The sequence below is a fragment of the Thalassobaculum sp. OXR-137 genome, assembly GCF_034377285.1.
GTDB lineage: Bacteria > Pseudomonadota > Alphaproteobacteria > Thalassobaculales > Thalassobaculaceae > Thalassobaculum.
In genome coordinates this window covers 5,046,254-5,071,839 of the sequence record NZ_CP139715.1, presented here as the reverse complement: position 1 = coordinate 5,071,839, position 25,586 = coordinate 5,046,254, and the positions used below count along the sequence as shown (strand labels likewise).

At 65.7% G+C, this 25,586-nt stretch carries 25 protein-coding genes; 14 read left to right on the top strand and 11 right to left on the bottom strand.

The window, feature by feature from the left end; translation table 11 throughout:
• Nucleotides 1–3: 3 nt before the first annotated feature.
• The 4 genes from T8K17_RS23505 to T8K17_RS23490 all read right to left on the bottom strand — a co-directional run bounded on the left by T8K17_RS23505 (nt 4) and on the right by T8K17_RS23490 (nt 4,284).
• Nucleotides 4–327, bottom strand: coding sequence for a DUF1153 domain-containing protein (locus tag T8K17_RS23505; RefSeq protein ID WP_322332150.1), 324 nt, complete (start codon nt 325–327; stop codon nt 4–6).
• A 239-nt stretch (nt 328–566) separates the two neighbouring features.
• A complete protein-coding gene (locus T8K17_RS23500) occupies nt 567–1,856 on the bottom strand; it encodes a flagellar hook protein FlgE (RefSeq protein ID WP_322332149.1) in 1,290 nt (429 codons plus the stop codon).
• Nucleotides 1,857–1,969: 113 nt separating this feature from the next.
• Nucleotides 1,970–2,641 (bottom strand): flagellar hook assembly protein FlgD, encoded by a 672-nt coding sequence (locus T8K17_RS23495; RefSeq protein WP_322332148.1) that lies wholly within the window; start codon nt 2,639–2,641, stop codon nt 1,970–1,972.
• A gap of 11 nt (nt 2,642–2,652) precedes the next feature.
• Complete coding sequence (locus T8K17_RS23490) at nt 2,653–4,284, bottom strand: flagellar hook-length control protein FliK (RefSeq protein WP_322332147.1); 1,632 nt, start codon at nt 4,282–4,284, stop codon at nt 2,653–2,655.
• Between the two features lie 552 nt (nt 4,285–4,836).
• On the opposite strand from T8K17_RS23490, the gene T8K17_RS23485 reads away from it, so the two are divergent.
• Both T8K17_RS23485 and T8K17_RS23480 read left to right on the top strand, forming a co-directional pair.
• Nucleotides 4,837–5,667 (top strand): flagellin, encoded by an 831-nt coding sequence (locus T8K17_RS23485; RefSeq protein WP_322332146.1) that lies wholly within the window; start codon nt 4,837–4,839, stop codon nt 5,665–5,667.
• Between the two features lie 296 nt (nt 5,668–5,963).
• A complete protein-coding gene (locus T8K17_RS23480; protein WP_322332145.1) occupies nt 5,964–6,794 on the top strand; it encodes a flagellin in 831 nt (276 codons plus the stop codon).
• Nucleotides 6,795–6,861: 67 nt separating this feature from the next.
• Here T8K17_RS23480 and T8K17_RS23475 read toward each other — a convergent pair whose 3' ends face one another.
• A complete protein-coding gene (locus tag T8K17_RS23475; protein WP_322332144.1) occupies nt 6,862–8,628 on the bottom strand; it encodes a tetratricopeptide repeat protein in 1,767 nt (588 codons plus the stop codon).
• A gap of 173 nt (nt 8,629–8,801) precedes the next feature.
• Between T8K17_RS23475 and flbT the strand changes: the two genes are divergently transcribed.
• From flbT to T8K17_RS23425, 10 genes are all read left to right on the top strand, one after another.
• Nucleotides 8,802–9,239, top strand: a complete 438-nt coding sequence (flbT, locus tag T8K17_RS23470) for a flagellar biosynthesis repressor FlbT (RefSeq protein WP_322332143.1) — start codon at nt 8,802–8,804, stop codon at nt 9,237–9,239.
• 18 nt (nt 9,240–9,257) lie between these two features.
• Nucleotides 9,258–9,710 carry a flagellar biosynthesis regulator FlaF gene (flaF, locus tag T8K17_RS23465; RefSeq protein WP_322332142.1) on the top strand — a complete coding sequence of 151 codons (453 nt, stop codon included), beginning with the start codon at nt 9,258–9,260 and terminating at the stop codon, nt 9,708–9,710.
• Nucleotides 9,711–9,723: 13 nt separating this feature from the next.
• On the top strand, nt 9,724–11,688 hold the full coding sequence (locus T8K17_RS23460) for a tetratricopeptide repeat protein (RefSeq protein ID WP_322332141.1): 1,965 nt from the start codon (nt 9,724–9,726) through the stop codon (nt 11,686–11,688).
• Nucleotides 11,688–13,595, top strand: coding sequence for a hypothetical protein (locus tag T8K17_RS23455; protein WP_322332140.1), 1,908 nt, complete (start codon nt 11,688–11,690; stop codon nt 13,593–13,595). Before T8K17_RS23460 ends, T8K17_RS23455 begins: the two co-directional genes overlap by 1 nt.
• A gap of 260 nt (nt 13,596–13,855) precedes the next feature.
• Nucleotides 13,856–14,683 (top strand): flagellin, encoded by an 828-nt coding sequence (locus tag T8K17_RS23450; protein WP_322332139.1) that lies wholly within the window; start codon nt 13,856–13,858, stop codon nt 14,681–14,683.
• Nucleotides 14,684–14,769: 86 nt separating this feature from the next.
• The gene (flaF, locus tag T8K17_RS23445) at nt 14,770–15,147 is read left to right on the top strand and encodes a flagellar biosynthesis regulator FlaF (RefSeq protein ID WP_322332138.1); all 378 of its coding nucleotides are present in this window, start codon (nt 14,770–14,772) and stop codon (nt 15,145–15,147) included.
• Between the two features lie 68 nt (nt 15,148–15,215).
• Nucleotides 15,216–16,649 (top strand): flagellar hook-associated protein FlgK, encoded by a 1,434-nt coding sequence (flgK, locus tag T8K17_RS23440; RefSeq protein ID WP_322332137.1) that lies wholly within the window; start codon nt 15,216–15,218, stop codon nt 16,647–16,649.
• A 19-nt stretch (nt 16,650–16,668) separates the two neighbouring features.
• Nucleotides 16,669–17,655, top strand: a complete 987-nt coding sequence (locus T8K17_RS23435; RefSeq protein WP_322332136.1) for a flagellin — start codon at nt 16,669–16,671, stop codon at nt 17,653–17,655.
• A gap of 317 nt (nt 17,656–17,972) precedes the next feature.
• Nucleotides 17,973–18,377 (top strand): hypothetical protein, encoded by a 405-nt coding sequence (locus tag T8K17_RS23430; RefSeq protein WP_322332135.1) that lies wholly within the window; start codon nt 17,973–17,975, stop codon nt 18,375–18,377.
• Between the two features lie 115 nt (nt 18,378–18,492).
• Nucleotides 18,493–19,452: a tetratricopeptide repeat protein gene (locus T8K17_RS23425; RefSeq protein ID WP_322332134.1), complete on the top strand. Its 960-nt coding sequence runs from the start codon at nt 18,493–18,495 to the stop codon at nt 19,450–19,452.
• An 85-nt stretch (nt 19,453–19,537) separates the two neighbouring features.
• Here the strand turns inward: T8K17_RS23425 and T8K17_RS23420 are convergent, their stop codons facing one another.
• The 3 genes from T8K17_RS23420 to T8K17_RS23410 are packed head-to-tail and all read right to left on the bottom strand — an operon-like array spanning nt 19,538 to nt 21,482.
• On the bottom strand, nt 19,538–19,996 hold the full coding sequence (locus tag T8K17_RS23420) for a hypothetical protein (RefSeq protein ID WP_322332133.1): 459 nt from the start codon (nt 19,994–19,996) through the stop codon (nt 19,538–19,540).
• Nucleotides 19,996–20,346: a rod-binding protein gene (locus T8K17_RS23415; RefSeq protein WP_322332132.1), complete on the bottom strand. Its 351-nt coding sequence runs from the start codon at nt 20,344–20,346 to the stop codon at nt 19,996–19,998. The genes T8K17_RS23420 and T8K17_RS23415 overlap by 1 nt, the downstream gene beginning before the upstream one ends.
• A 14-nt stretch (nt 20,347–20,360) precedes the next feature.
• Nucleotides 20,361–21,482, bottom strand: coding sequence for a flagellar basal body P-ring protein FlgI (locus tag T8K17_RS23410; protein ID WP_322332131.1), 1,122 nt, complete (start codon nt 21,480–21,482; stop codon nt 20,361–20,363).
• Nucleotides 21,483–21,767: 285 nt separating this feature from the next.
• On the opposite strand from T8K17_RS23410, the gene T8K17_RS23405 reads away from it, so the two are divergent.
• Nucleotides 21,768–22,184 (top strand): flagellar assembly protein FliX, encoded by a 417-nt coding sequence (locus T8K17_RS23405; protein WP_322332130.1) that lies wholly within the window; start codon nt 21,768–21,770, stop codon nt 22,182–22,184.
• Between the two features lie 141 nt (nt 22,185–22,325).
• Nucleotides 22,326–22,742, top strand: coding sequence for an RNA polymerase-binding protein DksA (gene dksA / locus T8K17_RS23400; protein ID WP_028795007.1), 417 nt, complete (start codon nt 22,326–22,328; stop codon nt 22,740–22,742).
• A gap of 111 nt (nt 22,743–22,853) precedes the next feature.
• Here dksA and flgH read toward each other — a convergent pair whose 3' ends face one another.
• The 3 genes from flgH to flgG form a co-directional block, all read right to left on the bottom strand.
• Complete coding sequence (gene flgH / locus T8K17_RS23395) at nt 22,854–23,618, bottom strand: flagellar basal body L-ring protein FlgH (protein WP_322332129.1); 765 nt, start codon at nt 23,616–23,618, stop codon at nt 22,854–22,856.
• A gap of 80 nt (nt 23,619–23,698) precedes the next feature.
• A complete protein-coding gene (flgA, locus tag T8K17_RS23390; RefSeq protein WP_322332128.1) occupies nt 23,699–24,727 on the bottom strand; it encodes a flagellar basal body P-ring formation chaperone FlgA in 1,029 nt (342 codons plus the stop codon).
• A gap of 70 nt (nt 24,728–24,797) precedes the next feature.
• Complete coding sequence (gene flgG, locus T8K17_RS23385) at nt 24,798–25,583, bottom strand: flagellar basal-body rod protein FlgG (RefSeq protein ID WP_322332127.1); 786 nt, start codon at nt 25,581–25,583, stop codon at nt 24,798–24,800.
• Between the last annotated feature and the right edge of the window lie 3 nt (nt 25,584–25,586).

The window sequence follows — 25,586 nt, the reverse complement described above, 5'->3', positions numbered from 1 at the left end:
CAATCACCCGGTCTTGCGCCGGTACTGCTGAATCCGGGTTGCGCGCAGACCGCGCACGCCGTGGCGGTCGATCAGGCGCTGCCAGGAGGCGAATTCTTCCTCGCTCAGGTTCCAGCGTTCGCACGCCTCCGTCACCGTGAGCATCCGACCGCGAACGGCGGCCACCACTTCTGCCTTCCGCCGCATGACCCATCGCTGGGTGTCCTGCGGCGGAAGATCCTCGAGGCTGAGGAGGTTTCCGTCCGGTCCCACGACCTCGGTGGCCCGGTCTTCCGAGGCAATATCCGAGTTGGCGGGTGAGTATTGAAAAGTCGAATGTGCGGTCATGATCCGGTACGTATGTTGGTATCGGGTGACCTGAAGATGCCATCGTCGGCTTAACAAAAGGCTAAGCCCGGACGGCGTCGTGGAAACTTGTCGGTGACCAAGCCGAAACGTCGCCGCCGGCAGGGTCGGGGCGTTCCAAAAAATCAAAATCGATAGCTTTGTCCGGTGTTTACCGGGAAAAAGGGCCCCGGCCCGAAGGCCGGGGCTAAGGAAAGCGGTATCGTTAGCGGGGGCTGCGATTACCGCTTAACGCGGATGATTTCGTCGAGCAGTTCGTCACCGGTGGTAATGACCCGGGTGGCGGCCGAATAGGCGCGCTGGGTGACGATCAGATCGGTGAACTCGGCCGAGATGTCGACCGTCGAGCGTTCCAGCGCTTCCGATTCGACGAAGCCCAGTCCCTGGGTTCCAGGTCGGGCCAGCACCAGTTCGCCGGAGTCGTTGGACAGGGCGTAGGCGTTACCGGTCTCCTGCCGCAGCTCGGTGGCGGCGGGAACGGAGGCGAGGGCGAGCTGGTACAGGGCCCGCGATTCGCCATTACGGAACTGGCCGGTCACCAGGCCGTCGTCGCTGATATCGACCTGCAGCAGGTCGGATGGGCCGGAGCCGTCCTGGTTCAGGAGGGTGGCCTCATAGATATCGTCGAACTGGCCGAGGCCGGTGGAGCTGTCAAACGTACCCCACACGATATTCGGCGCGGAGGCATTGGCGCCGGTCGAGAAGAGGTTCGCCGGGATGGTCAGCGCGGTGAAGGCAGAGGCACCGGAGGCGCCCGCGGTGCCGTCGACGCTTTCCAGTGTGCCGTCGCCGTTGAACAGAATGGTGCCGCCGGCACTGACCTGGTTGGTGTTGCCGTTGGAGTTCGTGAGGTCGACGGTGTAGGTCCAGGTATTGGCGACCGCCGACTTGGTCCAGTTTACGGTCAGCAGGTGGTCGGTACCCAGCGAGTCGAAGATCGTCAGGTTCGTGGTCGCCGTGGTACCCGTGGCCGAAGCGGCCGGCAGGTTGGCGGCGATGTTCATCCGCGTGGTCGGGTTCGCGACCGCGCTGAACCCGGTGAGGTTCACCGTCTCCAGGCTGGTCAGCAGGTCCTGGGTCGTCGCGTTGACGATGTTGCCCGAGGTGTCGGTCCGCCAGCCCTGCAGGTAGTAACCGGCGGTGTTCTTCAGGTTCCCGTCCTCGTCCTGGGTGAAGGAACCGGCGCGGGTGAACAGGAACTCACCGTCGGAACCGTCGTTCTGGTTCACCACGAAGAAGCCTTCGCCGATCAGCGCCAGGTCGGTGTCCGACGTGGTGCCCTGGATCTGGCCCTGCTTCTGGGGGTCGGTGAAGGGACGGGCGATGACGCCGCCCGGCGCGAACTGGGTGTCGCTGGCCGACTCGGTCACCAGGGTCTGAAAGCGAACCCGGGTTTCCTTGTAGCCGACCGTATTCACGTTCGCGATGTTGTCGGAAATAGCCGCGAAGGCAGTGGACTGGGCGCTGATCGCCGCCACGCCCGCGAACAAGCCGCCGTAGATACCGCTCATTTTTTTATCCTCCATGGGATGCGCGCGGGTTGTGCCGCTGTCCGCATCGGGAAGCTTGATCTGGCGCCTTCTGGCTAGGGGGACCGGCCGCCTTCTGGGGCCGGATGGTCATGTCAGGCGGTGCCGGCCCCTCGGACCGACATCACCTCGCTCAGTGAGTATTCCGCCTCGCCGATCTGCAGCGTCGGGCCGCTGTCGGAGGTTCCCGTGCCGGTCACCCGGCCGGTGATGTCGACAGACCCGTGGACCGTTTTGCCTTCGGAGTCTTCGGCGGCGATGGCGAAGTAGTAGAGGCCAGGCTCGACCTGATCGCCGTTCACGTCGGTGCCGTCCCAGGTGACCGTATGCCGTGAGGAGCTGGTGTTGCCCTCGAACTCTTGGACCACCTTGCCTTCGCTGTTGTAGATCTTGACGGTGAGTTCCTCGGTGTCCTTCGGCGGCTTGTAGCCAAAGGTGATCGGGTTCTCGCCGTCGTAATGGGTGATGTCGCCTTCGACCTGCACGTCCTTGCCGATATAGGACAGGGCGGCGGCATCGGCGCTCGAGTTCAGCAGCCCGATCAGCGACTCAAGATTGTCGTTCTGCTTGATCTGCTGTTCGACCGACGCGAAGTTGACCAGCTGGTTGACCATGTCCTTGTTGTCCATGGGATTCAGCGGATCCTGGTTCTGCAGCTGGGTCGTCAGCAGGGTCAGGAACTGATCGTACTGATCCGCCAGGCCGACCATAGAGGTGGAGGGGCTGGACCCGCTGGAGCTGGTGCCGGTGGTGCTGGAGACATCCATGTCTTTAACTCCTAAGCGACGAGGTCGAGGCTGCCGTCGGCTTTGACGCTGCCGGACCCTCCATCGCCCTGTTGGTCGTCGGCGACCGCGTCGCCCTCACTGGTGTGGGAAGCGACGGCTCCCCCGGCCGGGCCTTGGTTGCCGGCCTCCTCCTTGGTGTCGCCGGCGTACTGCCCGCCATCACCACGCAAATCGAATTCCAGGGAGTCGCCGTCGGTCTGGAGGCCGGCATCCTGAAGGACCCGCTCCAATCCCTTCGCATCCCGCTGGAGAAGCTCCAGGGTCTCGGGCCGCTCGACGGCAACCACCGCCCGGACCAGTCCTTCCTTGGAGATCTCAATCCTGATGTCGACCTTGCCCAGTTCTTCCGGGGTCAGTCGGATCGTAACCTTGCCGCCGCCATCCTTGGCGGTAGCGGACATCTTCATCGCGACCTGGTCGGCCGGGGTGCCCAGATTGGCACCCGGCCGGCCATGAGCGGTTGCAGCCGCCCGATCGACCGGAGAAGCGGAGGTATGCGTGCTCTGGGGTCCGCCAACCCCGGCCATGGTCATGGGTGTCGATGAAGAGGATGAGGACGCGCCCACCGGGCGTGCCATCTCGCCGCCGGCCGCGGAAGCGGATTGGGCCCGCGCGGTTCGGGTGGCGAGAATTTCCTGGAACTGGGCGCGCGAGGCCTCGCCGCCGAACCCGCGCTGGCCGATGGTCGCGCCGAAGCTGATACCGACCTGCTGCGGATTGGGGTGTCCGCCCTGTCCCTGATTCTGTCCTTGCGCATTGGCGCCGCCGTTCTGGGCGCCGGCATCCTTGCCGGCCGCGCCCTGCCCACCGGCCGCGTTGGCGGCATTGGCGTCGGCACCGACGAAGGTCGGCTGATTGCCGCCGACATGCAGGGTGCCCGCGCCGCCATTGGCGTTGGACGCCTGGACGGGGCCACTGGCAGCGGCCTGCTGCGCCTGCACCAGGACCGCCGAGGAGACGCCCTGCGACCGGGCGACAGGGACGGGGGCCTCGATCGAGACCTTGGCGCCCATGAGGGAGTCGGCACGACCGGAGGCGCTTTCGGCCTTCACGGCATCGCCGGAATTCTGTGCGGCAGCCGATTTGGCGGCCGGATCGACCTGGTCGCGCTGCGCCGCCGTCTGGCGGGCGGCAAGAGTCACGTCGTCCACCGGGATCTGGGCGGCGGCGGGTTTCGCGTCCGTCGGCTGGGCCGACCCGGCCTGCGGCTGCTGCGCCGCGGCCTGCGCTGGCGCCGGTTCGGTTGCGGAGGTGCCGGTGGCGGGCACCGCTGCCTGGCCGCCGGTCGTTCCGTCGAGATCGCCGGCGATCGCTTCTCCGTCCGACACGGCCGGCACCGCCTCGGTGCCGTCGGTCACGGGGGCGGCCGTCGCGGCAGCGAGCTCGGGGAGGCCGAGCAGGGCGCTGTCGACCGGTTGCTCGCCGGGTGTGCCCTTCGCCGACGTGGTCGGCTCGGTCTCCGCGGTCTCTTCCCTGCGGTCGGACTTATCCTTGCGCTCGGTCTTGTCCTTCCGCTCGGCGCGGTGGTCGCGCTCCGCTTCGTCGGTACGCGACGGGCGCTCGGATGCGCTGCGCTCCCGGACCTGGTGCTCGGTCCGGTTCTCGTCAATCTGAGCCATCATCTGCATGACGCCCTGAAAGACGCCAGTGCCCTGCGACTTCGTTTTGCGGCTCTCCGCCGCTTGGGACGTTGCCCTTGGATCGATCGAGTTGAGGTCCATGATCCCACCTGCCTGACCATTGTCGCCAATCGCTGTGCAAGCGTCGGGCCAACTGGAGAAGGGCGGCAGTCCTGAGGTTTTCCTCGAAGGGTTCCCGGAAAATTTCCGTGGCGCCGCCGCTGACCAGGGGCAGGCGGAAGATCTTGCCGGGCGCCGCCGGTCTGGGCGGCAAGGCTTGCCGCCTGCGGTTCTGGGCGCGCCGTTCGGGGCCTGCCGGTGCCGGAGATGCCTCGCCACGAGCCCCCGAAGCGAAGGATTTTCCGACCTCGGCATGAAAAGTGCGTGGAGAACCCGCGATTAGGTGAGCGGACATTATATAAAATACATCTTTTTTTTATCTAAAATGCTTGACACTAAGATCGGGAATGTGATTTAAGAGACCACGAGGCGGAGTGATCCGTTTTCTGTCCGGCAAAAAGCCGGTCAACCCATCCTTAGAACGAGGACAGAACCATGGCTGTGCAGAACTCCATCAACACCAACCCGGGCTCTTTCGTGGCTCTTCGCAACCTCAACTCCGTCAACCGGACCCTCGACACGATCCAGAATCGCGTGTCGACCGGCTTGAAGGTCACCGGTGCTCTCGACGACGCGTCGAACTTCGCGATCGCTCAGGGTATCCGCGGTGAGCTCAAGGCGATCGGGGCGGTGACGCAGGGCCTGAACAACGCGAAGGGTATCGGAAAGGTCGCTATCGCCGGCGCAACCGGCATCTCTGATCTGCTCTCCGACGTGCGCAAGAAGCTGACCGAGCTCTCGAACGAAGGCATCACGACGCAGCAGCGTCAGATCCTGACGAGCGACTTCAACCAGCTTCTGTCTCAGGCAGCGAACTTCATCGACAACGCGGTGTTCAACGGCGTCAACCTGCTGGATACGGCCGCCGCTTCGCCTGATGTCGCTACGCTGTCGAACCTGAACGGCGGCACCTTGACCCTGACCGGTCAGGATCTGCGCACGCTGACCCAGTCTCTGGCGGCGGGTGCGGTGACCTCGGCCACCAACGCCCAGGGCGTGATCGCCAACCAGTACGCCAACCTGGAGTCGGTGGTTAACGCCGCTCTCGGTTCGCTCGGCGCGGAGGTTCGGGCTCTCGAGCTGCAGACCTCCTTCCTGGAGCAGATTTCGGATGCCACCGAAGAAGGCCTGGGCAACATCGTGGACGCCGATCTGGCCCGCGAGTCGGCCCGCCTGACCTCGAAGCAGGTGCAGCAGCAGCTGTCGATCCAGACGCTCGGCATTGCCAACCAGCGTCCGCAGACCCTGCTGGGCCTGTTCGGATAAGCGTCCGGACCGCGAAAGCGACACCATCATGTGGGGTGGAGCCACCGGCTCCACCCCCACCCCGAAAAAAAGTTTAGGAGAGCGAGAAGACGGGATAGTTCGAGAATTTCAAAAGAATCCATTCTGTTAGCAGCTTTTCAGCCCAACCCGATGTGGCCTCCGCCCCTGCGGCGTCGTCGTCGACCGAAGAATCCGGTTGACTGGACGATGCGCGCGGGGCAAACGTGTTGGTGCTCTGGGGTCTGTCGACCCCCTTTCGGACAAAATGTCCGTGTCCTTAGAACGAGGAGGCCACAATGGCTGTTCAGAACTCCATCAATACCAACGCTTCCGCCTTCACCGCCCTCCGGACCCTGAATTCGGTCAACCGGAGCCTCGACACCGTGCAGAACCGCGTGTCGACCGGCCTGAAGGTTTCGGGCGCTCTCGACGACGCTTCCAACTTCTCCATCGCCCAGGGTATCCGCGGCGAATTGAAGGGTCTGGCCGCCGTCACGCAGGGCCTGAACAACGCGAAGGGTATCGGCAAGGTGGCCGTCGCCGGCGCTACCGGCGTGTCCAACCTGCTGACCGATGTCCGGCAGAAGCTGACCGAGCTGTCGAACGAAGGCATCACCACCGCTCAGCGCGAGATCCTGACGAGCGACTTCAACCAGCTGCTCTCCCAGGCCGCCAACTTCATCGACAACTCGGTGTTCAACGGCGTCAACCTGCTCGATACCGCGGGCGCGTCGGTCGACATCAACACCCTGTCGAACCTGAACGGCGGCACGCTGACCCTGTCGGCTCAGGACCTGCGTACGCAGATCGCTTCCCTGGCAGGTGGTTCGGTGGCGGATGCCGCGAGCGCTCAGGGCGTCATCGCCAACCAGTTCTCCAACCTTGAGTCGGTCGTTAACTCCGCTCTGGGTTCGCTGGGTGCCGAGGTTCGCGCTCTGAACCTGCAGACCACCTTCATCGAAGAAATCTCCGATGCGACGGAGGAAGGTCTCGGCAACATCGTCGACGCCGACCTGGCGCGCGAATCCGCGGCTCTGACGTCTCTGCAGGTGCAGCAGCAGTTGTCGATCCAGACCCTCGGCATCGCCAACCAGCGGCCGCAGTCCCTGCTGGGCCTGTTCCGTTAATCGGACCGTCGATCAACAAATCAGGGCCGGACGAAAAGTCCGGCCCTTTTTTTATGCGTCGCCGCGGTCATGCGCCGTGGCGGGCGAGCTTTGCTTCCAAGATGCGGGCGACGGCCGCCATGGTCTCGCGCCAGGGTGTTTGCGGTGGGCGATAGACCCGCGTGACACTCGGAAACCAGGGGTGCCGGGACTGGCCCAGGCCGACCCACCCGGGATGCAGCGAAAACGCCACCGCCGGTCTGCCGAGCGCCCCGGTCAGCGCCAGAACCGCCGTGTCAGCGCTCGTCACCATATCGAGCGCGCTTATCAGCGCCGCGACCCCGTCCTGGTCGTCGCGCCGATTCAGGTCGGGGGGGATGACGATCTCGGAGCCGGTGGCGACCTCGACGCCGTCGATCTCGGACTGGCAGTCGTCGTATTGCAGAATCACGAAGAGAGTGTGCTTCAGGTCAAGCAGCGGGGCGCACTCCCCGAGGGGCGGATAGTGCCGCCGGCGGTGTCCTCCCAGGCTACTCGATCGCCAGCATAGGCCGATCGTCGGACGTCCGCGTGCCGTCTCCGCGAGCCAGGCCTTCCAGGCGGCTGATCTGGACGCGTCGACAGACAATCCGGGCCTGAAGTCCCCGAAATCCGCCACGGTTGGACGCAGATACTCCATGAGGTCGGCGGCCAGGCACCAATGGCTGACCGGCTCGCCGGCGGGGTCGTCCTGGAACCGTCGGCGCCAGGAGACATTGTGTAGCGTTCTGGCGCAGAGGGGGATGAGCCTGGCATCGGCCTCGATGGTCACCGAGCCGAGGCACCCGGCTTCGACGCGGCGGTCCAGATCGTGCCAGAGCGTGGAAAACAGGAGCTCGTCGCCCAATCCCTGCTCGGCCAGCACCAGCAGACGGGCGCCGCTTTCTCCCTGCCAGCGCGGCAGTTCTGGGGCCTTCGCCCTCCGGCGAGTCGGCCGGTATCGTAGCAGCGGCCATCCGACGGCAAGATCCCCCGTGGCGAGCCGGTAGGCGGCCAGATTGGCCAAGATGTCCGGATCGGAGGGGGCCGCGATCCGGGCGCGATCTCCGCTCCGCACCGCGGCCGCATACTCGGCGAGCCGATACAGGGCCTCGGCCCGGTTGGCCCAGGCCAGGGCAAGCCCTGGAGCGAGGACGGCGGCACGGCGGGAGTCGGCGAGCGACTCGGAGACCGCGTCCAACTCCACTTCGGCGGCGGCCCGCACCGCCAGGCCGCGCGGATCATTGGGGCGACACGCCAGGCTCCGGTTGGCGTAACCGAGCGACTTTTCCGAACGGGAAGCCCGTCGTTCCGCGTCGGCGAGATCGAGCAGGAGGGAGGGATCTCGGGCCGAAAGGCAATGGGCACGGCGCAGGGCCCGGAGCGCCCGGGTCGGGTCGGACTGGGTATACGTATGGCCGACCCGGATCCAGGCCGTCGGATCTCCCGGTGCCAGGGTCATCAGCCAATCCAGGACCGCCGACACATCACCGCCATTGCGCACCAGGACGTCCACCGCCTCCTGAGCCTGTGGCAGGAGGAGCAGGGCGCGCCGGGCCGCATTCGCTGGAGGCTGGCCGAGCTGATCCAGGCAGATCGCCAGGTGCATCCAGGCATTGGCGTTGCCCGGTGCGATTCTGACCGCGTGTCGCAGGTCGCCGAGCGCCTCTTCTGCCTGCTCAGATTGCAGGAGCGCGAACCCGCGCAGGTGGCGGGCGGTCGGCTGATCGGGGGCCATGTCGAGGACGGCACCGTAGATGGCGATCGCTTTATCGAGCCTGCCGGCGCGATGCGCCTGCAATGCGACATCCAGCGCTGCGGTTATCTGGGCGCTCATCGAGCCGGGCGATTCGGAAATGACCTGATTCGCGATTCCCAGGCACGGTGGCCGGGAACGGCCGGACGGCGGCCTGTGCGAAAATTCGCATGGGGGCCGTAGGGGCACGGGCGTTTCATTCGTCGATTCCCAGCTTAACTTGACAGTCGGTAAATGAATGCGACATTTAAGGCATGCCGCTAAAGGTCAACATCAAGCCTGGGGAAAAGTTCGTCGTCAACGGCGCCGTCATGGTCGCCGGCAACAAGGGTGCGTCCCTGGTGTTGCAGAACGAGGCGACGATTCTGCTGGGCAAGGACATCATGCAGGAGCATGAGGCCGACACCCCGGCCAAGCGCATCTATTTCACGATCCTGCTGATGTATCTCGATGAGGCGGGTCGGAACGACTACTACCCGACCTTCATGCGGCTCATCGAGGACTTCATGGAGGCGACGACGTTCAACGAAGTGCGCAAGACCCTGCTGCACATCGTTCAGGACGCCGACGCGGCCCGCTACTACAGAGCGTTAAAGACTTGTAAAGCATTGATCGCTTATGAAGAACAGGTGCTGGCATTTGGGCGTGGGGAGACGACCGAACGGCCGAGTATCGCACTGGAAACGCCTTGATTGGACGGTGAAGTCCGTATGTCCAGCTACGATGCCTACAACCGAGCGATCAAGAGCACTGCCGCACCGCGCGACGTCGAATACCGCCTGCTGGGGCAGGTAACGTCTGCTTTGATGAAGGCGCAGGCCCAGATCGAGGACGCCCGCAACAAGCCGACGGTCATGGCCGAGGTCATGGACGCGCTGAACTGGAACAATCAGGTCTGGGACACCTTCGTCGAGGATGTCGGTACCGAGGGCAATCTGCTGCCCCGGGAGCTGCGCGCGGCGATCGTCAGCCTCGGGATCTGGGTTTCCCGCGAGACCGGGCTGGTGTCGGCCGGCGAGGGCGATATCGAGGCGCTGATCTCGGTGAATAAGGCGATCATGCGCGGTCTTAATCCGTCGCGTTCGGAGCAGGAGGAGAAGTCGGGGTCTGCCCCGTCCGCCGCTCCCACTCCCGGCCTTTCGGCGTCTCTCGACTCCTTCTGATCGGACCCGGTCGATGACCGGGGCTTCGCTGACGGCAGATCGCCTCGAGACACTGACGACCCTCTTCCATCGGGCGGTCCGCCTTCATTCGGACGGACACGTGCGGGCGGCCGCGCAGGCTTACGACCGTATTCTCCGCGACCTCCCCGATCATCCGGACGCCCTCGATCTGTACGGCACCGCGTTGTTCCAACTCGGCGCCCCGGAGGCGGGGCGTCTCCATGTCTTGGCCTCGCTGAGGCATCGGCTGCTGCATGGCCCCGCCTGGAACCATCTGGGCGCCATCGACCGGGCATTGCAGGACCAAGCGGCGGCACAGAGGGCTTTCCTGCGCTCCATCCTCGTCGCCCCGCAGAGGGCCGAAGCGTGGATCAATCTCGCGGCGGTTCTCGGTGATGTCGGCGAGGCCGTGCGCGGCCTGCGGGTGAACCGGTGCGCCCTCCTCATTTCCCCCCGATCCGCCGACGCCGATCTTCGCCAGCGGATCCTTCTGGCTCGCGCCGAGGCCCCTGCGGAGGCCATTCCGATTCTGGACGCGGCCTGGGCGCGGCATCCGGGGAACGGCGAAGTGGCCCAGGCCCTGGCGCGGGCGCAGATCGCGCTGGGCCGGCTCGCCGAGGCGCGGCGGGTCGTCATGGCCGCCATCGTTCTGGTGCCGGAAACCCACGAATTCTACGGCTCATTGGCGTTGACCCACGATCCGGGGCACGCGACCGAGCGGGACATCGCCTGGGCACGGGCCGCGACCCGGTTGCGGCCGCTCGATCCCCGGAGCTGGATCAATCTCTGTGCCGAGACCTATCGCGACGGCCGGAACGAAGACGCCTTGATGGCCTCGCGCCGGGCTCTGCTGTTGGATCCCGCATCGCCCATGGGCCTGCATAATCTGGCGGCGGCCGAGATCGGTCAAAATCGGACGGCGGTGTGCCGCAGGATCTGCGGCCACGCCCTGTGTGTCCGGCCCGGCGATGCCGAGGTCCTGTACACACTGGCAGAGGTCGAGTTCCGGATCGGCGATGCGCGCACCGCCTGGAGGCTGCACGAGGCGCGGTTGTGCCGCGCGGCGCATCGGCCGCGCCTCAACCTGCCGCCGCCCTGGCGAGGGCCTGGGACCGAGACCGGTCCGTTGCTGGTGGCGTCGGAGCAGGGGGTCGGAGACGAGGTTACCTTCCTCTCCTGTTTGGCCGAGATCTGGGAGGAGATCCGCCAGCCGGTGGTGATCGAGGTCGATTCCCGTCTGACGTCTCTCATAGCGCGGACCTTCCGGTCTGCCACGGTCGTTCCCCGGCAATCGGCTCCCAGCGACGGGTTGGGCGGAACGGTCGACTATGCGCCCCTGACCAAGCGTTTCGGCCTGCGCCACCACATCATGTCCGGCAGTCTTCCTTATATACTGAACAGGGGGCGAGACCGGTCGTTGGCGCGGGTCGGTTATCTGCGGACGGATCCGGACCGCGTGACCCATTGGCGCCGGTGGCTATCCTCCCTGGGCGGCGGAACCAAGGTTGGGGTGGTCTGGAGGACGGTCCATCTGACCCGCCTGCGCGCTCGCAGCCATTGTTCGATCGAGGATGTATTGCCCGTCTTCGCTACGCCGGATTGCCGGTTCGTCAACCTGATGGCCGGCGACACCGACGACGAAGTCGCAAGGGTGAGGGCCGTCACCGGGGTCGATCTCGTGACGCCGCCGGACCTGGATATCTGGGACGGGCTCGACGATCTGGCGGCGCTGATGCAGGCTCTGGACGTGGTGGTCGCCGCGCGCACGGCGAATTGTGCCTTTGCCGGGGCGGTGGGAACGCCGACGATCCGGTTGGCACAGGGGTTCATGCGGATATCGAACGATCGTGAGTTCTTCTTTCCCAATGTTTATCCGGTCTTCGATCGCGACGAGGCTTTCAACGGCGCCGAAGCGGGCCGGAGGGCGGCGGCGATGCTGAGGAAGCATGCGCCCCGGGCGCCGAGACGCGCCGTCTGATGGCGCCCCGGGATCCGATCGCGCAGCAGGCGCTGCGCCGCGGCCTTGCCGAACGTGCCGCCCAGCGTGCCGCCGATGCGCAGGCCTGGTTCCAGGCGGCGATCTGTGCCGCCCCTGACGATTTCCGCGTCGTCACCCTGGCGATAGGCGGGGATGCACGGTCCCAGGCCAAGTGGTGCGGACGCGCCCTATGCATCGACCCGCAGCAGCCCCAGGTCCTGGAACTTGCCGGGCAGGCGCTGGCGGAGATCGGGGCCGGCACCCGGTCGGTGGCGTTCCTGCGCCGCGCCCTGCTGGCCGATCCCGCCGGCCCGCGCCGGGCCGCCTTCGCCATGGCCGACCACCTGGCGCGGTCGGGCCGCATCGCCGCCGCCGTTCCCTTTGCCTGGTGGGCGGCGATCTCCGACCCCTCGCAGCCCATTGCCCAGGTCCGGCTTGCCACGATCGCCGGCCAGACCGAGCGCTGGACCATGGCGGCGGATGCGGCGTTGCGGGCGTCCCGGCTGCTGCCCCTGGTCACGGGCCTGTCGGTCACGGCGGTGCTGGCGGCCAGGCGGCTTCGACGCAACCGGGAAGCCTGGGATGCCGCCCGGCGGGCCGCCATCGCCGCCCCAGACAGTGCCGACGCTATCTTCCTGCTGAGCGAGGAGGCGGACCGGCCGGTCGGCATGGCCTCGGCCCGCCGGTGGGCGCGCCGGGCCGTCCTGCTGTCTCCCCTGTCCCCGAAAGCCTGGGAGCATCAGGCGATGGCCGATCGGGGGGAGGGCGATTTTGCCGCCTCTTTCGCCTCCGGACGTCGGGGATTGCTGGCGGCACCGCACGATCTCGGCTCCACCTGGGCCATCGGGCAGGCGGCGATCCTTCTGGCCCGGTTCGATCTGGCCGGCCGCGTGGCGCACACCGGCTTGATGGCATATCCGGGGGACAGTGAGCTCTCCTATCTCTGGTCCCAGGTCGAGAAGGTGGTCGGCGACCTGGGGCGCGGCTGGGATCTCGAGGCGTCCCGTGCCGCTGGCCCGCGATTCCACCGGACCGTCGGTCTGCCCCCCCGGGTCGCCGGGCCGGATCTGCCGAAAGAGGGTTTGCTGGTCGCGGCGGAGCAGGGCATCGGGGACGAATTGCTGTTTCTCTCCTGCCTGCCGGATCTGCTCGCCGAGTGTCCCACCGCCGTGGTGGAGGTCGACCCGCGCCTTCGCCCTCTTTTTGCCCGCTCCTTCCCCGGCTTGAGGCTGATCGACCGGCAGGTGCGGGCCGAGGGCCTGCGCGCGGTCTACGATTACAGGAAGATCGTCCCCGCCCTGGGGCTGACCGCCCATCTCCATGCCGGCGATCTTCCCGGCCGTTATCTGCGCGACCGGTCACGTCCATCGGAGTGCCGGGGATATCTGACCGCCGATCCGGCAAGGGTCGCCGGCTGGAGGGAACGGCTTGCCGGGCTGGAGGGCGAGGGGCCAGTGATCGGCCTGTGCTGGCGCAGCATGCTCCGCAGCGGGGTGCGCGCCGCCCACTATGCCGAGCTGCCGCAGATGCTCCCGATCCTGCGGATGCCGGGCTATCGCTTCGTCAGCCTCCAATATGACGAGAGCGGCGCCGAGCTCGACGCCCTGCGCCGGGACCACGGTATCGCGCTGTGGCGGCCGGACGATCTCGATCAGATGGAGGACCTGGATGGCGTGGCGGCGCTGATCTCGGCCCTGGACGGGGTGGTCTCCACCGCCACCAGCGTCTGCGCCATGGCGCCGGCCGTCGGCTGCCCGACGATCCGGTTGGGAGCCTCCTTCTACGGGATCCTCGACGACCGTGACTTGTTCTTCTCGAACATGACCCCGACCCTGCGGGGCGACGAAGTCATGAACATCTCGCGTGCCATCGACCGGGCCGTCGAGCTGCTCCGGGCGCGCCGCTGACCCTCCGAACGACCGTTCTTACCGGGACGTTTTTTCCCGATCTGCCGGTGAGAATCTGCCGCTGCCCCCGGTTTCGCCCGGCATGCAGTTTTTGCTCTTTCGGCTAACTATATAAAATTAAAAGGAAAAACTGTTCCGGATCGTTTTGGCCCGTCCCTTGCGGAGGTGGGAACGGAACGACCCAACTCGGCAGGTGTCGAGGATCGTGGCGGGGAGCCAGAGATCAGGGGTCAGCAGAATGTTGACGAAGGAACAGAACGATGGCTAGCAACTCGATCCTGACGAACCCTGAGGCCCTGGTCGCGCTTCGTAACCTCGAGCGGACCAACAATCTCCTCGCAACCACGCAGAATCGCGTCTCCACCGGCCTGAAGGTCACCGGAGCGATCGACGATGCCTCCAACTTCGCGATTGCCCAGGGCATCCGCGGCGACATCAAGGCGCTTGGCGCGATCAGCCAGGGCCTGAACAACTCCAAGGGTATCGCCAACGTGGCGATCGCCGGTGCCACCAGCATCTCGGACCTGCTGCAGACGGTGCGGCAGAAGCTGACGGAGCTGTCGAACGAAGGCATCACCACGACCCAGCGTCAGATCCTGACCAACGACTTCACCGAACTGCTCTCGCAGGCAGCCAACTTCATCGACAACGCGGTGTTCAACGGCGTCAACCTGCTCGACACGGCGGGTGCTGCGCCCAGCATCAACACCCTGTCGAACCTGGCCGGCGGTACGCTGACCCTGACCAACGCGAACCTGCGGACCCAGGTCCTGTCCCTGGCGGCCGTCGGGCTCGGCACCGCGAACGCGGCGCAGGGCGTCATCGCGAACCAGTACTCCAACCTGGAATCGGTGGTGAACGCGGCGCTCGGCTCGCTCGGTGCGGAAGCCCGCGCCCTCGATCTGCAGACCTCCTTCCTGGATCAGATCACGGACGCGACCGAAGAAGGTCTCGGCAACATCGTCGATGCCGACATGGCCCGCGAAAGCGCCCGACTGACCGCTCTGCAGGTCCGCCAGCAGCTCGGCGTCCAGGTTCTCGGCATCGCGAACCAGTCGCCGCAGATCCTGCTCGGCCTGTTCCAGTAATCGGTGCCGGACCGACCGGCACCTCTGGACCGCTTTTCGCCGCCGGATAGGGCGGGACGCAAGACGGTCGAGACGGAGGACTAAGAATGCGGGGATACGGTGCATACAAGAGCGCCCAAGGGGCCACCGCCGTTCAGAACGGCCGCGACCTGGAGTATCGGCTCCTGGCGCAGGTCACCGGCGGTCTTATGAAAGCCCGGGACGGTCGGGCGACCCTGCAGGAGAAGTACAACTGGATCCTGCAGAACGAAAAGGTCTGGGGCGTCTTCCTGGCCGACGTGAACGATCCGGACAACTCCCTGCCGCGTCAGCTCAAGGGGGGGATCGCCAGCCTGGCGCTCTGGGTCATGAAGGAAACCAAGCTGGTGATGTCGGACGACACCGCTCCCTTGGACGATCTGATCGAGATCAACCGCCAGATCATGGCGGGTCTGAAACCCGAGCCCCAGTCGATGGCCGGATAACCGGGGGTCGATACCGCGACGGCACAGTTCTTGCTTGTCTTTGCCGGTATCCATCTTGAGGTAGCGTGATGAGTCTCCTATCAGCCCTTACCACCGCGACCAGCGGTCTGAATGCGGCCCAGGCGGGGATCGACATCGCATCGCGCAACATCACGAATGCGAATGTCGAAGGCTACACCAAGAAGACCCAGACCCAGTCCACCCGGATCATCGACGGGCAGAGCAGCACCGTTCGCCTGGACCAGATCACCCGGCTGGTGAATTCCCAGCTTCAGTCCGACGTGCGGAACCAGACCTCCACCGTGGAGGGATTGACCGTCATCGACGACTTTCTGGGGCGCCTTGAGCTGCAGTTCGGCCGCCCGGAAGACAGCGCGTCGATCTCGGCAAAGATTACCGACCTGAAGAAGTCGTTCCAGGTCTTGGCGACCAACCCGGATTCGGGCACCGCCCAGAGCGACGTGCTGCGCGCTGCGACCGCGGTCGCCGAATCCTTCCAGTCCCTGTCCGGCGCGATCCAGGATCTGCGCGCGGAGGCGGATACCCGCATCGAAGAGTCGGTCGCCAACGCCAACGAGGCGCTCTCCAACATCGAGAAGCTGAACGGCGAGATCGGCGCCCGCCGCGCGGTCGGCGAGTCGACGGCGGATCTGGAGGACGAGCGGGACCGGTGGGTCACCAAGCTCGCCGAAGAGATGGACATCAAGACGTTCAACCGGCCCGACGGCACCATTGCCATCATGACCGGGTCGAGCGACTTCCTGCTCGACCAGACCGCGGTGACGCTGACCTTCACGCCGACCAACACGGTGGGTCCGGACGTCGCCCTGAACGGCATCTTCCTGGACAACGGGTTCAACGCGCCGTTCTCGATCAACAACAGCATAAACGGCGGCAAGATCGGCGGCCTGCTGGAGCTGCGCGACACCATCCTTCCGCTCGCTCAGGACCAGCTCGACTCGCTGGCCTTCGAGCTTGCCCAGCAGTTCGACACCATCGCCGTGGGCGGCAATACGGCGAACATCGACCTGTTCGTGGACGCCGGCAACGCGATCCCGGGCGGCGATCAGGGCTTTTCCGCCCAGATCCAGGTGAACCCGACGGTCACCGCGACGCCGACCATCCTGCGCGACGGCAACGGCGGCACCTTCACGGCCAGCGGCGTGAGCGACAACTCGCTGGCCCTGGCAATCATCGACATGTTCGACACCGCCCAGACCTTCGTCGCGGTCAACGGCCTGAACGGGGCCGCGACGATCGAAGAGTTCGCGGCGGATCTGGTCTCCTATCAGGCGAACCAGAAGGCCGACTACGAGAGTCAGCTCGGCTTCCAGAGCCAGGTTCGCACCCTTCTGGACGAGCGGCTGCGCGACGAGAGCGGCGTCAATGTCGACGAGGAACTCGCCAGCCTCATCCAGCTCGAAAGTGCGTTTGCGGCTTCCGCACGGGTGCTGTCGTCGGTGCAGGACGCGCTCGACGAGCTCCTGGCCGTCATTCGATAACCGCGGAGAGGGCTAGACCATGCGAATTTCAACCCTGAGCCAGAACCTGCGGATCGACAATTCGATCACGTCGACTCAGCGCCGGATCGCCGATGCCCAGCAGCAGATCGCGACGGGCAAACGCAGTCAGATTTACAGCGGCCTCAAAGGACAGGACACCCGCCTGCTCATCACGTTGAAGGAGCAGCGGACCTCGATGGAGTCCTATATCAACTCCATCAACAACACCAAGGTGAAGACCGAGACGATCGACGCGAGCCTGCAGCAGATGACGACGGTCGCCGAGGATCTGCGCAAGCAGCTCTACGAGCAGGTCGAGGGTCTCTTCGAGCAGTCCTCCCTGGCCCTTTCGACCTTCGCCACTGCCGCGATCAACCAGTTCTCGAACCTGCTGAACCAGACGACCGACGGCAAGTATCTGTTCAACGGAACCGACACCGACACCCAGCCGATCATCGATCCGGCGACCACGCAGGGTGCCTATGCCCAGCCGGCGCTGGCCGGCGGCGCCGCCGGCATCATCGCGGCGGCGGAAGCCTTCTTCGACGTGGACGCCAACTGGACCAACGTGACGACGCCGGCCCCGGGATCCCTGTCCGTGCGGGTCGATCAGGGCGTGGATCTGACCTACGGGGAACTGGCGAACGACAGTGCGACCTTCGAGGAAGTCTTCGACGTCCTCTACGCATTCTCCAACACGACGTTTGCCGCGGGCGACGACGCCGAGTATCGGAACCTGGTCAACTGGGGGCTCGGCAAGGTCGAGGCCGCGCTCGACCTGATGAACGACATGGTCGGCCAGAACGGCGTTGTCGGCAGCGAAATGCTCAACCGGTCGAACGCCCACAAGGAAAGCATCCTGCTGCTGGAAACCCAGATCGGCAATATCGAGGATGTCGATCCCTACGAGGCGGTCGCCGAGTTCCAGACGCTGCAGGCGCAGCTTGAAGCGTCGTTCCAGACCACGGCCGTGCTGCGGAACCTGACCCTTACGAAGTTCATCTGATCGACTCTTCCACCCACGGACTAACACCGATCGTGACTCGGGCTATTTTCGGCTGGCATGCGTGCGGCTTGCAGGACGTCAGGGAATTATTATATCCTGTATGACTGTAGGAAGTATGGCATCGCTCCAGAACGGAGGAGCCCGTGGACATACGAAGCGTAACAGGATCACCCCGCGCGGCCGCGGAGCCGCGGTCGGGGGCGTTTGACTCCGCTTCGGCCACGGCGCGCAGTTCGGTAGCCGATCAAGCCCAGACTACTCAATCCCAGTCAGTTCAAGCCCAGGCTGCCGCTTCCGGTGGCGCCGCCGCGGAAACAGTGCAGACGACGGCCTCCGGCCAGTTCTATGTCAGCCCTTTCCTGACCTTCGACTCCCGCTCTCTCACGGTGATCTTCCAGGTTCGCGATACCGAGTCCGGCGACGTCACCCAGCAGTTTCCGGCCGAGTCCGTGGTGGAACGGTATCGCCGCGACCCATCTGCCCGTCCCTTCGTGCTGCCGGAACCGGCTCCCGCCGGCGACGACCAGGCGATTGAGGAACCGTCGGGCCCGCCCGCCCCGACGATCGGCGGCCCGGTCACCCAGGCCATCCGCGATGCCGAGGCGTCGGCCTCCGACAACACGCAGACCGAAGCGACCTCCGCCGACGGCGCCGCTTCCAGCATTACCGGCACGCCATCCCAACCGCCTGCGGGCCGCGTGTCGATCGACCTGGTCGCCTGATATCGCCGAACAGCGTTTTCCCCATCAAATCGTTGGTTTTCATCGCGTGCCCGGCGTTCACAATATGTGGTACGTTGACGGAAACTGGTATCCATCCGTGGCGGAGTAGTCCTGCATGACCGTTGTCGATGACCTGCAGCCGAAACTCGTCGCCGCAGTCCGCCACCATGAGATGGGCGAGTTCGAGCAGGCCCGGGACCTCTATGTCGAAATTCTCAACGCCGATCCGCAACACGAACGCGCTCTGCATCTCGCCGGGCTGCTCTGCCTGCAATGCGGCGAGTTCGAGGGCGCGAAGGGGTTGCTGCAGGTCGCCGCGGAAATCGACCCCGCCAACGCGGCCTATCCGAACCATATCGGGACGGCCGAACTGAAGCTCGGCGATCTCGATGCGGCCGAAAACCAGTTCGGCAAGGCTCTGTCTCTCGATCCCGAGTATCTGGAAGCGCATTTCAACTTGGCCCTGACCCAACGCGGCCGGGACAATCTGGCGGGCGCGGCGGCAAGCCTCGATCGGGCGATAGAGATCGATCCGAACGCGTCGGAGATCCTGGTCTGGCGCGGTATCGTGGGACGGGAACTCGGCGAAGGCGTCGATGCCGTCCAGTTTCTGGTCAAGGCGGTCGAAGCCAATCCCGACAACGTCAACGGCCTGTATCAGCTCGGCGAGGCCTTCGTGGATCTGGGCGAACTGGATCAGGCCGAGGAGTGTTTCCGCGCAGCGATCGAACGGGCCCCGCAGGTGACCGCCTTCCGCGGGAAACTGGCGAACTGCCTGGGCCAGATGGGCAAGGTCCAGGAAGCGCAGGCCGAGTTCGAGCGGGCGCTGGCCGGCAATCCGGACGATCCGGCCCTGCTGGGCGGGCTCGCCTGGCTGAAGGCGCAGAACGGCAACCTGGACGACGCCCGCAAGGCCGCCCTGCGGTCGGTGGAGATCGATCCCCAGAGCATCGACGGGCACTTCGCCATGGCGAAGATCCACGAGTTGTCCGGGGAGGCAGATCTTGCCGAGCTGTCGCGCGCGCGGGTGCGCGAGCTTGCGCCCGACAACGCGCGCTATCTCTCTGAGCTTTAATCGGATCTAGGCCCGCACCGGGCACCGAGATCGGAGACGAACGGGCCGGGCAGATATTGCCGGCCCGCGTGCCTGAGACGGTTTCCTACAGAGTGCGGCTCATGAGCTGGCCGGACCCGCCGGCCGTGGCATAGGCGCCGTACCCGCGCTTGATGGCGCCCTTGCGACCGGTCTGCACGGGTGCCGCGTCGGGCAGGCCCCGGGCCTTTCGCACGCCGCTGATGATCAGGTTGACCATCTTGTCGGTGGCGTCCTGGGCGGCCTTCAGGGCCAGCATGTTCTCCGAGAGCGTCTCGCGGAACACCTGGTACAGCGAGCGGAGCTCGGAGCGCTCCTCGCTGGACAGGGTCTCGACCGCGCTCAGGTTCTGCTTGATCGCCCGCTGGTGGATCTCGAAGGCCTGGCTCAGCTTGATCTTGTGCCGCTGGATCTTCTCCACCTGATCGTACCGCTTGTTGCGGACCAGGTCGGTCTCCTGACGCATCAGCGCCATGAGCTGGGTCATCGATTCCACGAAATGCTGGATCAGTTCGCGAGGGTCCATCACACGGCCTCCTGCAGCTGCAGCAGCTGCTTCTCGATTGTGTCCGCGAGGCCGATACCGCCCCGCGTGGCAAAGGTCTTGGTGACTTCTTCGACATAAAAGTCGCGCCACATTTCTTCGGCGTGCCCGCCGCCCATGACGCTGTCGCCGGTGATGCCCTTGAACATGTGACCCATCATCTGGGACAGGAACTGGGCCTCGAACTTCTCGGCGGTGGCGCGCACGGCCTGCTTGTCCTTGGCGCGGGCGGCGGCCTGGATCTCGGCGGCGGTGTTCGCCGTGGCGCTCCGGCCGCGGGCCATCGCCAGGTCGGCGGTGCCCAGATTGGCCATGGAAAGGGTCGCGGTCATCGGTCGGTCCTCCCTCAGAGCACTTCGAGTTCGGCTTGCAGGGCGCCGGAAGCCTTGATCGCCTGCAGGATCGAGATCATGTCGCGGGGGCCCACGCCGAGGGCGTTCAGGCCGTCGACCAGTTCCTGCAGGGTGACCGTGGTCGGCAGCACCGTGAGCCGGTTGTCGCTGTCGTCGTCGATCTCGATCTGGGTGCGCGGCACTTCCACCGTCTCGCCGGTCTGGCTGAACGGCTGGGGCTGGCTGACCTGCGGGGTCTCGGTGATGCGGATCGTCAGGTTGCCCTGGGCGATGGCGACGGTGTTGATGCGGACATTCTCGCCCATCACGATCACGCCGGTCTGCTCGTCGATCACCACCTTGGCGATGTTGTCCGGGGTGACGCGGAGCTGCTCGATGTCGGTGATCAGCGCGACCGCGTTGTTGCGGTAGGCGTCGGGCACCAGCATCCGCACCGTGCCGCTGTCCACGGACTGGGCGATCGGGCCGCCGACGAAGGCGTTGATCGCCTGGGCGATGCGCCGGGAGGTGGTGAAATCCGGGTTCCGCAGGGCGATCCGGACCGTCTCCATCATGTTCAGCTTGAAGTCGATCTCGCGCTCGACGATGGCGCCGTTGGCGATGCGACCGCCCGTGGGCACGCCGCGGCTGACCGAGGCGGCGGCACCCTGGGCGGAGAAGGCGCCGGTGGCGACCGGCCCCTGGGCGACGGCATAGACCTCGCCGTCGGCACCGACCAGCGGCGTCACCAGAAGGGTACCGCCGAGCAGGTCGTCGGCATCGCCGATCGCCGAGATGGTGACGTCGATCCGGGTGCCCTGGGTGGAGAAGGGCGGCAAGGTGGCGGTGACCATGACCGCGGCCACGTTGTCGGTCTTCAGGCTGGCGTCGCGGGCGTTCACGCCGAGACGCTCGAGCATGCCGACCAGGCTCTCGCGGGTAAAGATTGCCGAGCTCAGGGAGTCGCCGCTGCCGTTCAGGCCGACCACGAGGCCGTAGCCGATCAGCATGTTCTCGCGAACGCCTTCGAAATCGACGATGTCCTTGATTCGCGTCTGCGCACCCGCGGCGGTGGCCGTGAGGACCAGGGCTGCAAGCCCGGTCGCGATGCCTTTCAGGAAGCGTGTCAGCGTCATCGTCTCTATCCCCGCGTTTCGCGCGTCTTGGCTCGAGTACCATTTCTGCCGGGTTCTCCGGCTTGTCATAGCCTATGCGAGTTTCGTGCCAACCGGGAGACGGGGCCTCCGATCCCCGGAATGACGCCGGTTCGTCTGGCGGCCGTGGTCGTGATATAAGGGAGGCGATCGGTGGTGATGCGGTCCGCCAGTCGGCTGCGACACCCGTATTTGCTCTGACGGGGAAAGAATTGCAGGATATGGGCCAGGGCTGCGTCGCGACCGCCAAGGCAATTGAGGCTTTTCATGAAGGTTGATCCCACCAAGGTCGGCGGCGTTTCCCAGGCGAAGCGCACGAAGAAGTCGTCATCGACCGGTGGCGCGGCTTTCGCCGACATGATCTCGGAGACCGACGGGCCGGAGCGGGCCAGCGGTCCGGCGCCGACGTCCTCGGTCGATTCCGTCTTTGCCCTGCAGTCGGTCGGCGACCGCGAGGGCAATGCGCGCAAGGCCAAGGAACGGGCCGAGCTCATGCTGTCGCGCCTGGAGGATCTGCGCGACGGTTTGCTGATGGGAATGGTCCCGACCGACCGTCTCCACGACCTCGCGATGGCGGCGCGCCAGCAGCGCGAGGAGATTGACGATCCCCGCCTTTCCGAAATCCTCGACGACATCGAACTCCGCGCACGAGTCGAGCTTGCGAAACTGGGTCGAAGCGTGTAACCCGACGCGCGTCGCTGTCGGCGGTACCGGCGCATAGGCACCGGCCATCGGCGATATCTGCTGGTTCCGGAAGGAGATGCCCCGTTCGACGGGCTCTTTCGGAAGGGCCGGCCGCGATCGCAGACGCGTGGAGGATTTCGGATGAGCGTTACCTTGCCGCCGGACTATCAGCCGTCGGATGAAGAGGAGTTCATGAATCCGAAGCAGCTTGAGTATTTCCGCCAAAAGCTGCTGCGTTGGAAAGCCGACCTCGTGAAGGAGGCCGGTGAAACCCTGAGCAACCTGACAGAACAGAACCTGCAGCAGCCGGACATGGCGGACCGGGCCTCGCTGGAGACTGAGCACTCGATCGAACTCCGGACCCGAGATCGCGAGCGCAAACTGATCAGCAAGATCGAAGCGGCGTTGAAGCGGATCGAGGACGGTACCTACGGGTACTGCGAGGAGACCGACGAGCCGATCAGCCTGCGCCGGCTGGAGGCACGGCCGATCGCAACGCTGAGCCTTGAGGCGCAGGAGCGCCACGAACGCATGGAGCGGACCCACCGCGACGACTAAACGGGATCGCCTTGGCGGATTCCGATGCGTACGACAAAGAAGGCCGCCCTTCGGGGCGGCCTTCTGCGTTCGGGCCCGGCGGCCGTCGCCGCCGGCGGATATCGTTCGGGATCAGAACGGCATGATGATGTCGAGCACCTGGCTGCCGTAGCGCGGCTGCTGGACGTCGGTGAGCTGGCCGCGGCCGCCGTAGGCGATACGGGCCTCCGCCATCTGGTCGTAGCTGATCGTGTTCCTGGAGGTGATGTCGGCCGCGCGGATCACGCCGCCCACCACGATCTCGCGCACTTCGAAGTTCACGCGCACTTCCTGCCGGCCGTAGAGGACAAGATTGCCGTTCGGCAGTTTCTGCGTGATCACCGCGGCGATGCGGATATTGATCTCTTCCTCGCGGTCGACCTCGCCGCTGCCGACATTGCTGGAGTTGGAGCCGAGATCGACGAGGTTCTCGCCGGTCACCGCCTCGGGGAAGACCTGGCCGAGGGAGCCCTCATAGCCGAACAGGCCGCCCAGGCTGGCGCCCTCGCTGTTGGCGCGGGTCCGGGTCGTGGTGTTCGTGACCGCGGCCTCGTCGTTGATCTGGACCACGACGGTGATGATGTCGCCGATATCGCTGGCGCGCTGATCCTTGAAGAAGGCGCGGCTGCCTTCCTGCCAAAGGGAGTTGGCCTGTCGGGTGGCCACAACCGGTGCCGGCATCGGCATGCTGATCGGCTGGTAGCCCGCCGACTGGGTCGGATCCTGGATCCGCGACATTTCCGGTGCCTGGCCCAGGTTGGACAGGCGGTCGATCGCGTTGCAGCCGGACAGCAGGACCGCGGCGGCGGCGATGCCGAGCAGCGGACGGATCCGGATGGGCGAGGACAGGCGGGTCATTTCTTCATCCTCCAAGGGGCGCTTCTGCACCCGGGTATCAAAAGCCGTGCCAAACACGGTCTGGTTCGCGGCGCCGCGGCTCAGCCGTTCAGCGCGGCGAGATTGTTGAGCGAGGCCGGCTCGACGACCGCCATGTCCGGACCGATGATGCGGGCCTCGACCACCTTCTGGCTCTGGGTGTTGGTCACCCGGATGACGGCGCCCCGCGTGCCGGATTCCATCGCCTTGCCGCGGGCGGTCAGGGTCATCGTGCCGGTCCGCACGGTCAGGGTGATCAGATCGCCCTTGGTGACCATGAGGTTCGGCTTCAGGTCGGTGAGGCGCACCGGGACCCCGGCGGTCAGCGGACGGCGCGCGGTCTGGCCGATGATGTCTTCCTGCCGGGTCACGGTGGTGACGCTGGCCTGTCTGGCCGCCACCCGCTCCCAGGACACCATCTCCTCGGTGATCACCTGACCCGGCATGGCGTGGCGCCGAAGGACCGGGATCTGCACCATCGCCACGACCTTGCCGCTGATCTGGGTCATGCGGCCGTCATTGGCGCTGACCGTCGCGTCGAAGCGCTTGCTGCGCGGATCGTAGCTGAGCGAGCGGATGTCGATCTGCATCGGCTCGCTGGCGGCGATGAAAATGTTGGAGGCGCGGCTGAACATGTCGAGATCGAACTCGTCCTCCACATGTTCGGCGGCGAGCCGCTGGGCGATGGTGTCGGCGATCGCCTCCATCGGGACTTCCAGGCTGGCCCGGGTCACGACGATGGCGATCTTCGAACGCTCCGGCCGCCAGTTCAGACCGAAGGCCTGGGCGTACTGCCAGATCTGCCGGGCGCCGAGGACCATGCGTTCGCCGGGGGCGGGTGCCTCGGAGATCCGCTGGTCGATGCCCTCCGGCAGGTTGGCGAAGATGTCGGAGAGCATCAGCTCGTCATGATCCAGGGTGATCCGGTCGTTCAGGATCAGCGGCAGGTTCTGCCCACCCTGCAGGGCCTGCCCAGTCTGGCCGCCCTGGTTGCCGGCGGCGTTGCCGACGACCGGCAGGCCGAGGCCGAGACCGGCCGCCAGCGTGGCGGCGAGGGTCAGGTGGGTGAGGGCGTAGCGCATCCGGATCATGGGGTTTCTCCCGTCGTCCCGGTCTCCGTCGTTTGGAGACCGCATGCTCAAAGAGGGGCGTCAGACGTCGTTAGCGGACGTTGTTGACCGTCGACATCATCTGGTCGGAGGTCTCGATGACCTTGGAGTTCAGCTCGTAGGCGCGCTGGGCGGTGATCAGGTTGGTGATCTCCTGCACCGGATCGACGTTCGAGGATTCCAGGAAGCCCTGCTGCAGGCGGCCGAAGCCGGCGGCGCCCGGCGCGCCGGCGCCCGGGGCGCCCGAGGCGGCGGTCTCGAGCAGCAGGTTGCCGCCGATGTTTTCCAGACCGGCGGGGTTCTGGAAGATGGCGAGCTGGAGCTGGCCGACATTCTGCTCGGCGACCTGGCCGTCGATCTGGGCGAAAACCTGGCCGGACTCGTTGATCGTCACGTTCAGGGCGTCGGCCGGAATGGTGATACCCGGCTGCACGGTATAGCCGTCCGGTGTGACCAGCGTGCCGTTCTGGTCGAGCTGGAACGACCCGGCCCGGGTAAAGGCGGTGTTGCCGTTCGGCATGGTGATCTGGAAGTAGCCTTCGCCGCGGATCGACAGGTCGAACTGGTTGTCCGTGAGGATCAGCGCGCCCTGCTCGTTCACCCGGTAGGTGGCGGCGGTCTTCACGCCGAGACCGAGCTGAATGCCCGAGGGAACCACCGTGCCGGCGTCGGAGGAGGCCGTACCCACCCGGCGCTGATCCTGGTAGATCAGGTCCTGGAACTCCACGCGCTGGCGTTTGAAGCCGGTGGTGTTCATGTTCGAGATGTTGTTCGAGATGACCTCGACGTTCATCTGCTGCGCGTTCATGCCGGTAGCGGCGATATTCAGCGACTGCATAAC

Bases quoted from the DNA above. Each gene is read 5' to 3' on its own strand.
- T8K17_RS23505 (WP_322332150.1), bottom strand. From the start codon at position 327: ATGACCGCACATTCGACTTTTCAATACTCACCCGCCAACTCGGATATT.
- T8K17_RS23500 (WP_322332149.1), bottom strand. From the start codon at position 1,856: ATGAGCGGTATCTACGGCGGCTTGTTCGCGGGCGTGGCGGCGATCAGC.
- T8K17_RS23495 (WP_322332148.1), bottom strand. From the start codon at position 2,641: ATGGATGTCTCCAGCACCACCGGCACCAGCTCCAGCGGGTCCAGCCCC.
- T8K17_RS23490 (WP_322332147.1), bottom strand. From the start codon at position 4,284: ATGATGGCTCAGATTGACGAGAACCGGACCGAGCACCAGGTCCGGGAG.
- T8K17_RS23485 (WP_322332146.1), top strand. From the start codon at position 4,837: ATGGCTGTGCAGAACTCCATCAACACCAACCCGGGCTCTTTCGTGGCT.
- T8K17_RS23480 (WP_322332145.1), top strand. From the start codon at position 5,964: ATGGCTGTTCAGAACTCCATCAATACCAACGCTTCCGCCTTCACCGCC.
- T8K17_RS23475 (WP_322332144.1), bottom strand. From the start codon at position 8,628: ATGAGCGCCCAGATAACCGCAGCGCTGGATGTCGCATTGCAGGCGCAT.
- flbT (WP_322332143.1), top strand. From the start codon at position 8,802: ATGCCGCTAAAGGTCAACATCAAGCCTGGGGAAAAGTTCGTCGTCAAC.
- flaF (WP_322332142.1), top strand. From the start codon at position 9,258: ATGTCCAGCTACGATGCCTACAACCGAGCGATCAAGAGCACTGCCGCA.
- T8K17_RS23460 (WP_322332141.1), top strand. From the start codon at position 9,724: ATGACCGGGGCTTCGCTGACGGCAGATCGCCTCGAGACACTGACGACC.
- T8K17_RS23455 (WP_322332140.1), top strand. From the start codon at position 11,688: ATGGCGCCCCGGGATCCGATCGCGCAGCAGGCGCTGCGCCGCGGCCTT.
- T8K17_RS23450 (WP_322332139.1), top strand. From the start codon at position 13,856: ATGGCTAGCAACTCGATCCTGACGAACCCTGAGGCCCTGGTCGCGCTT.
- flaF (WP_322332138.1), top strand. From the start codon at position 14,770: ATGCGGGGATACGGTGCATACAAGAGCGCCCAAGGGGCCACCGCCGTT.
- flgK (WP_322332137.1), top strand. From the start codon at position 15,216: ATGAGTCTCCTATCAGCCCTTACCACCGCGACCAGCGGTCTGAATGCG.
- T8K17_RS23435 (WP_322332136.1), top strand. From the start codon at position 16,669: ATGCGAATTTCAACCCTGAGCCAGAACCTGCGGATCGACAATTCGATC.
- T8K17_RS23425 (WP_322332134.1), top strand. From the start codon at position 18,493: ATGACCGTTGTCGATGACCTGCAGCCGAAACTCGTCGCCGCAGTCCGC.
- T8K17_RS23420 (WP_322332133.1), bottom strand. From the start codon at position 19,996: ATGGACCCTCGCGAACTGATCCAGCATTTCGTGGAATCGATGACCCAG.
- T8K17_RS23415 (WP_322332132.1), bottom strand. From the start codon at position 20,346: ATGACCGCGACCCTTTCCATGGCCAATCTGGGCACCGCCGACCTGGCG.
- T8K17_RS23410 (WP_322332131.1), bottom strand. From the start codon at position 21,482: ATGACGCTGACACGCTTCCTGAAAGGCATCGCGACCGGGCTTGCAGCC.
- T8K17_RS23405 (WP_322332130.1), top strand. From the start codon at position 21,768: ATGAAGGTTGATCCCACCAAGGTCGGCGGCGTTTCCCAGGCGAAGCGC.
- dksA (WP_028795007.1), top strand. From the start codon at position 22,326: ATGAGCGTTACCTTGCCGCCGGACTATCAGCCGTCGGATGAAGAGGAG.
- flgH (WP_322332129.1), bottom strand. From the start codon at position 23,618: ATGACCCGCCTGTCCTCGCCCATCCGGATCCGTCCGCTGCTCGGCATC.
- flgA (WP_322332128.1), bottom strand. From the start codon at position 24,727: ATGATCCGGATGCGCTACGCCCTCACCCACCTGACCCTCGCCGCCACG.
- flgG (WP_322332127.1), bottom strand. From the start codon at position 25,583: ATGCAGTCGCTGAATATCGCCGCTACCGGCATGAACGCGCAGCAGATG.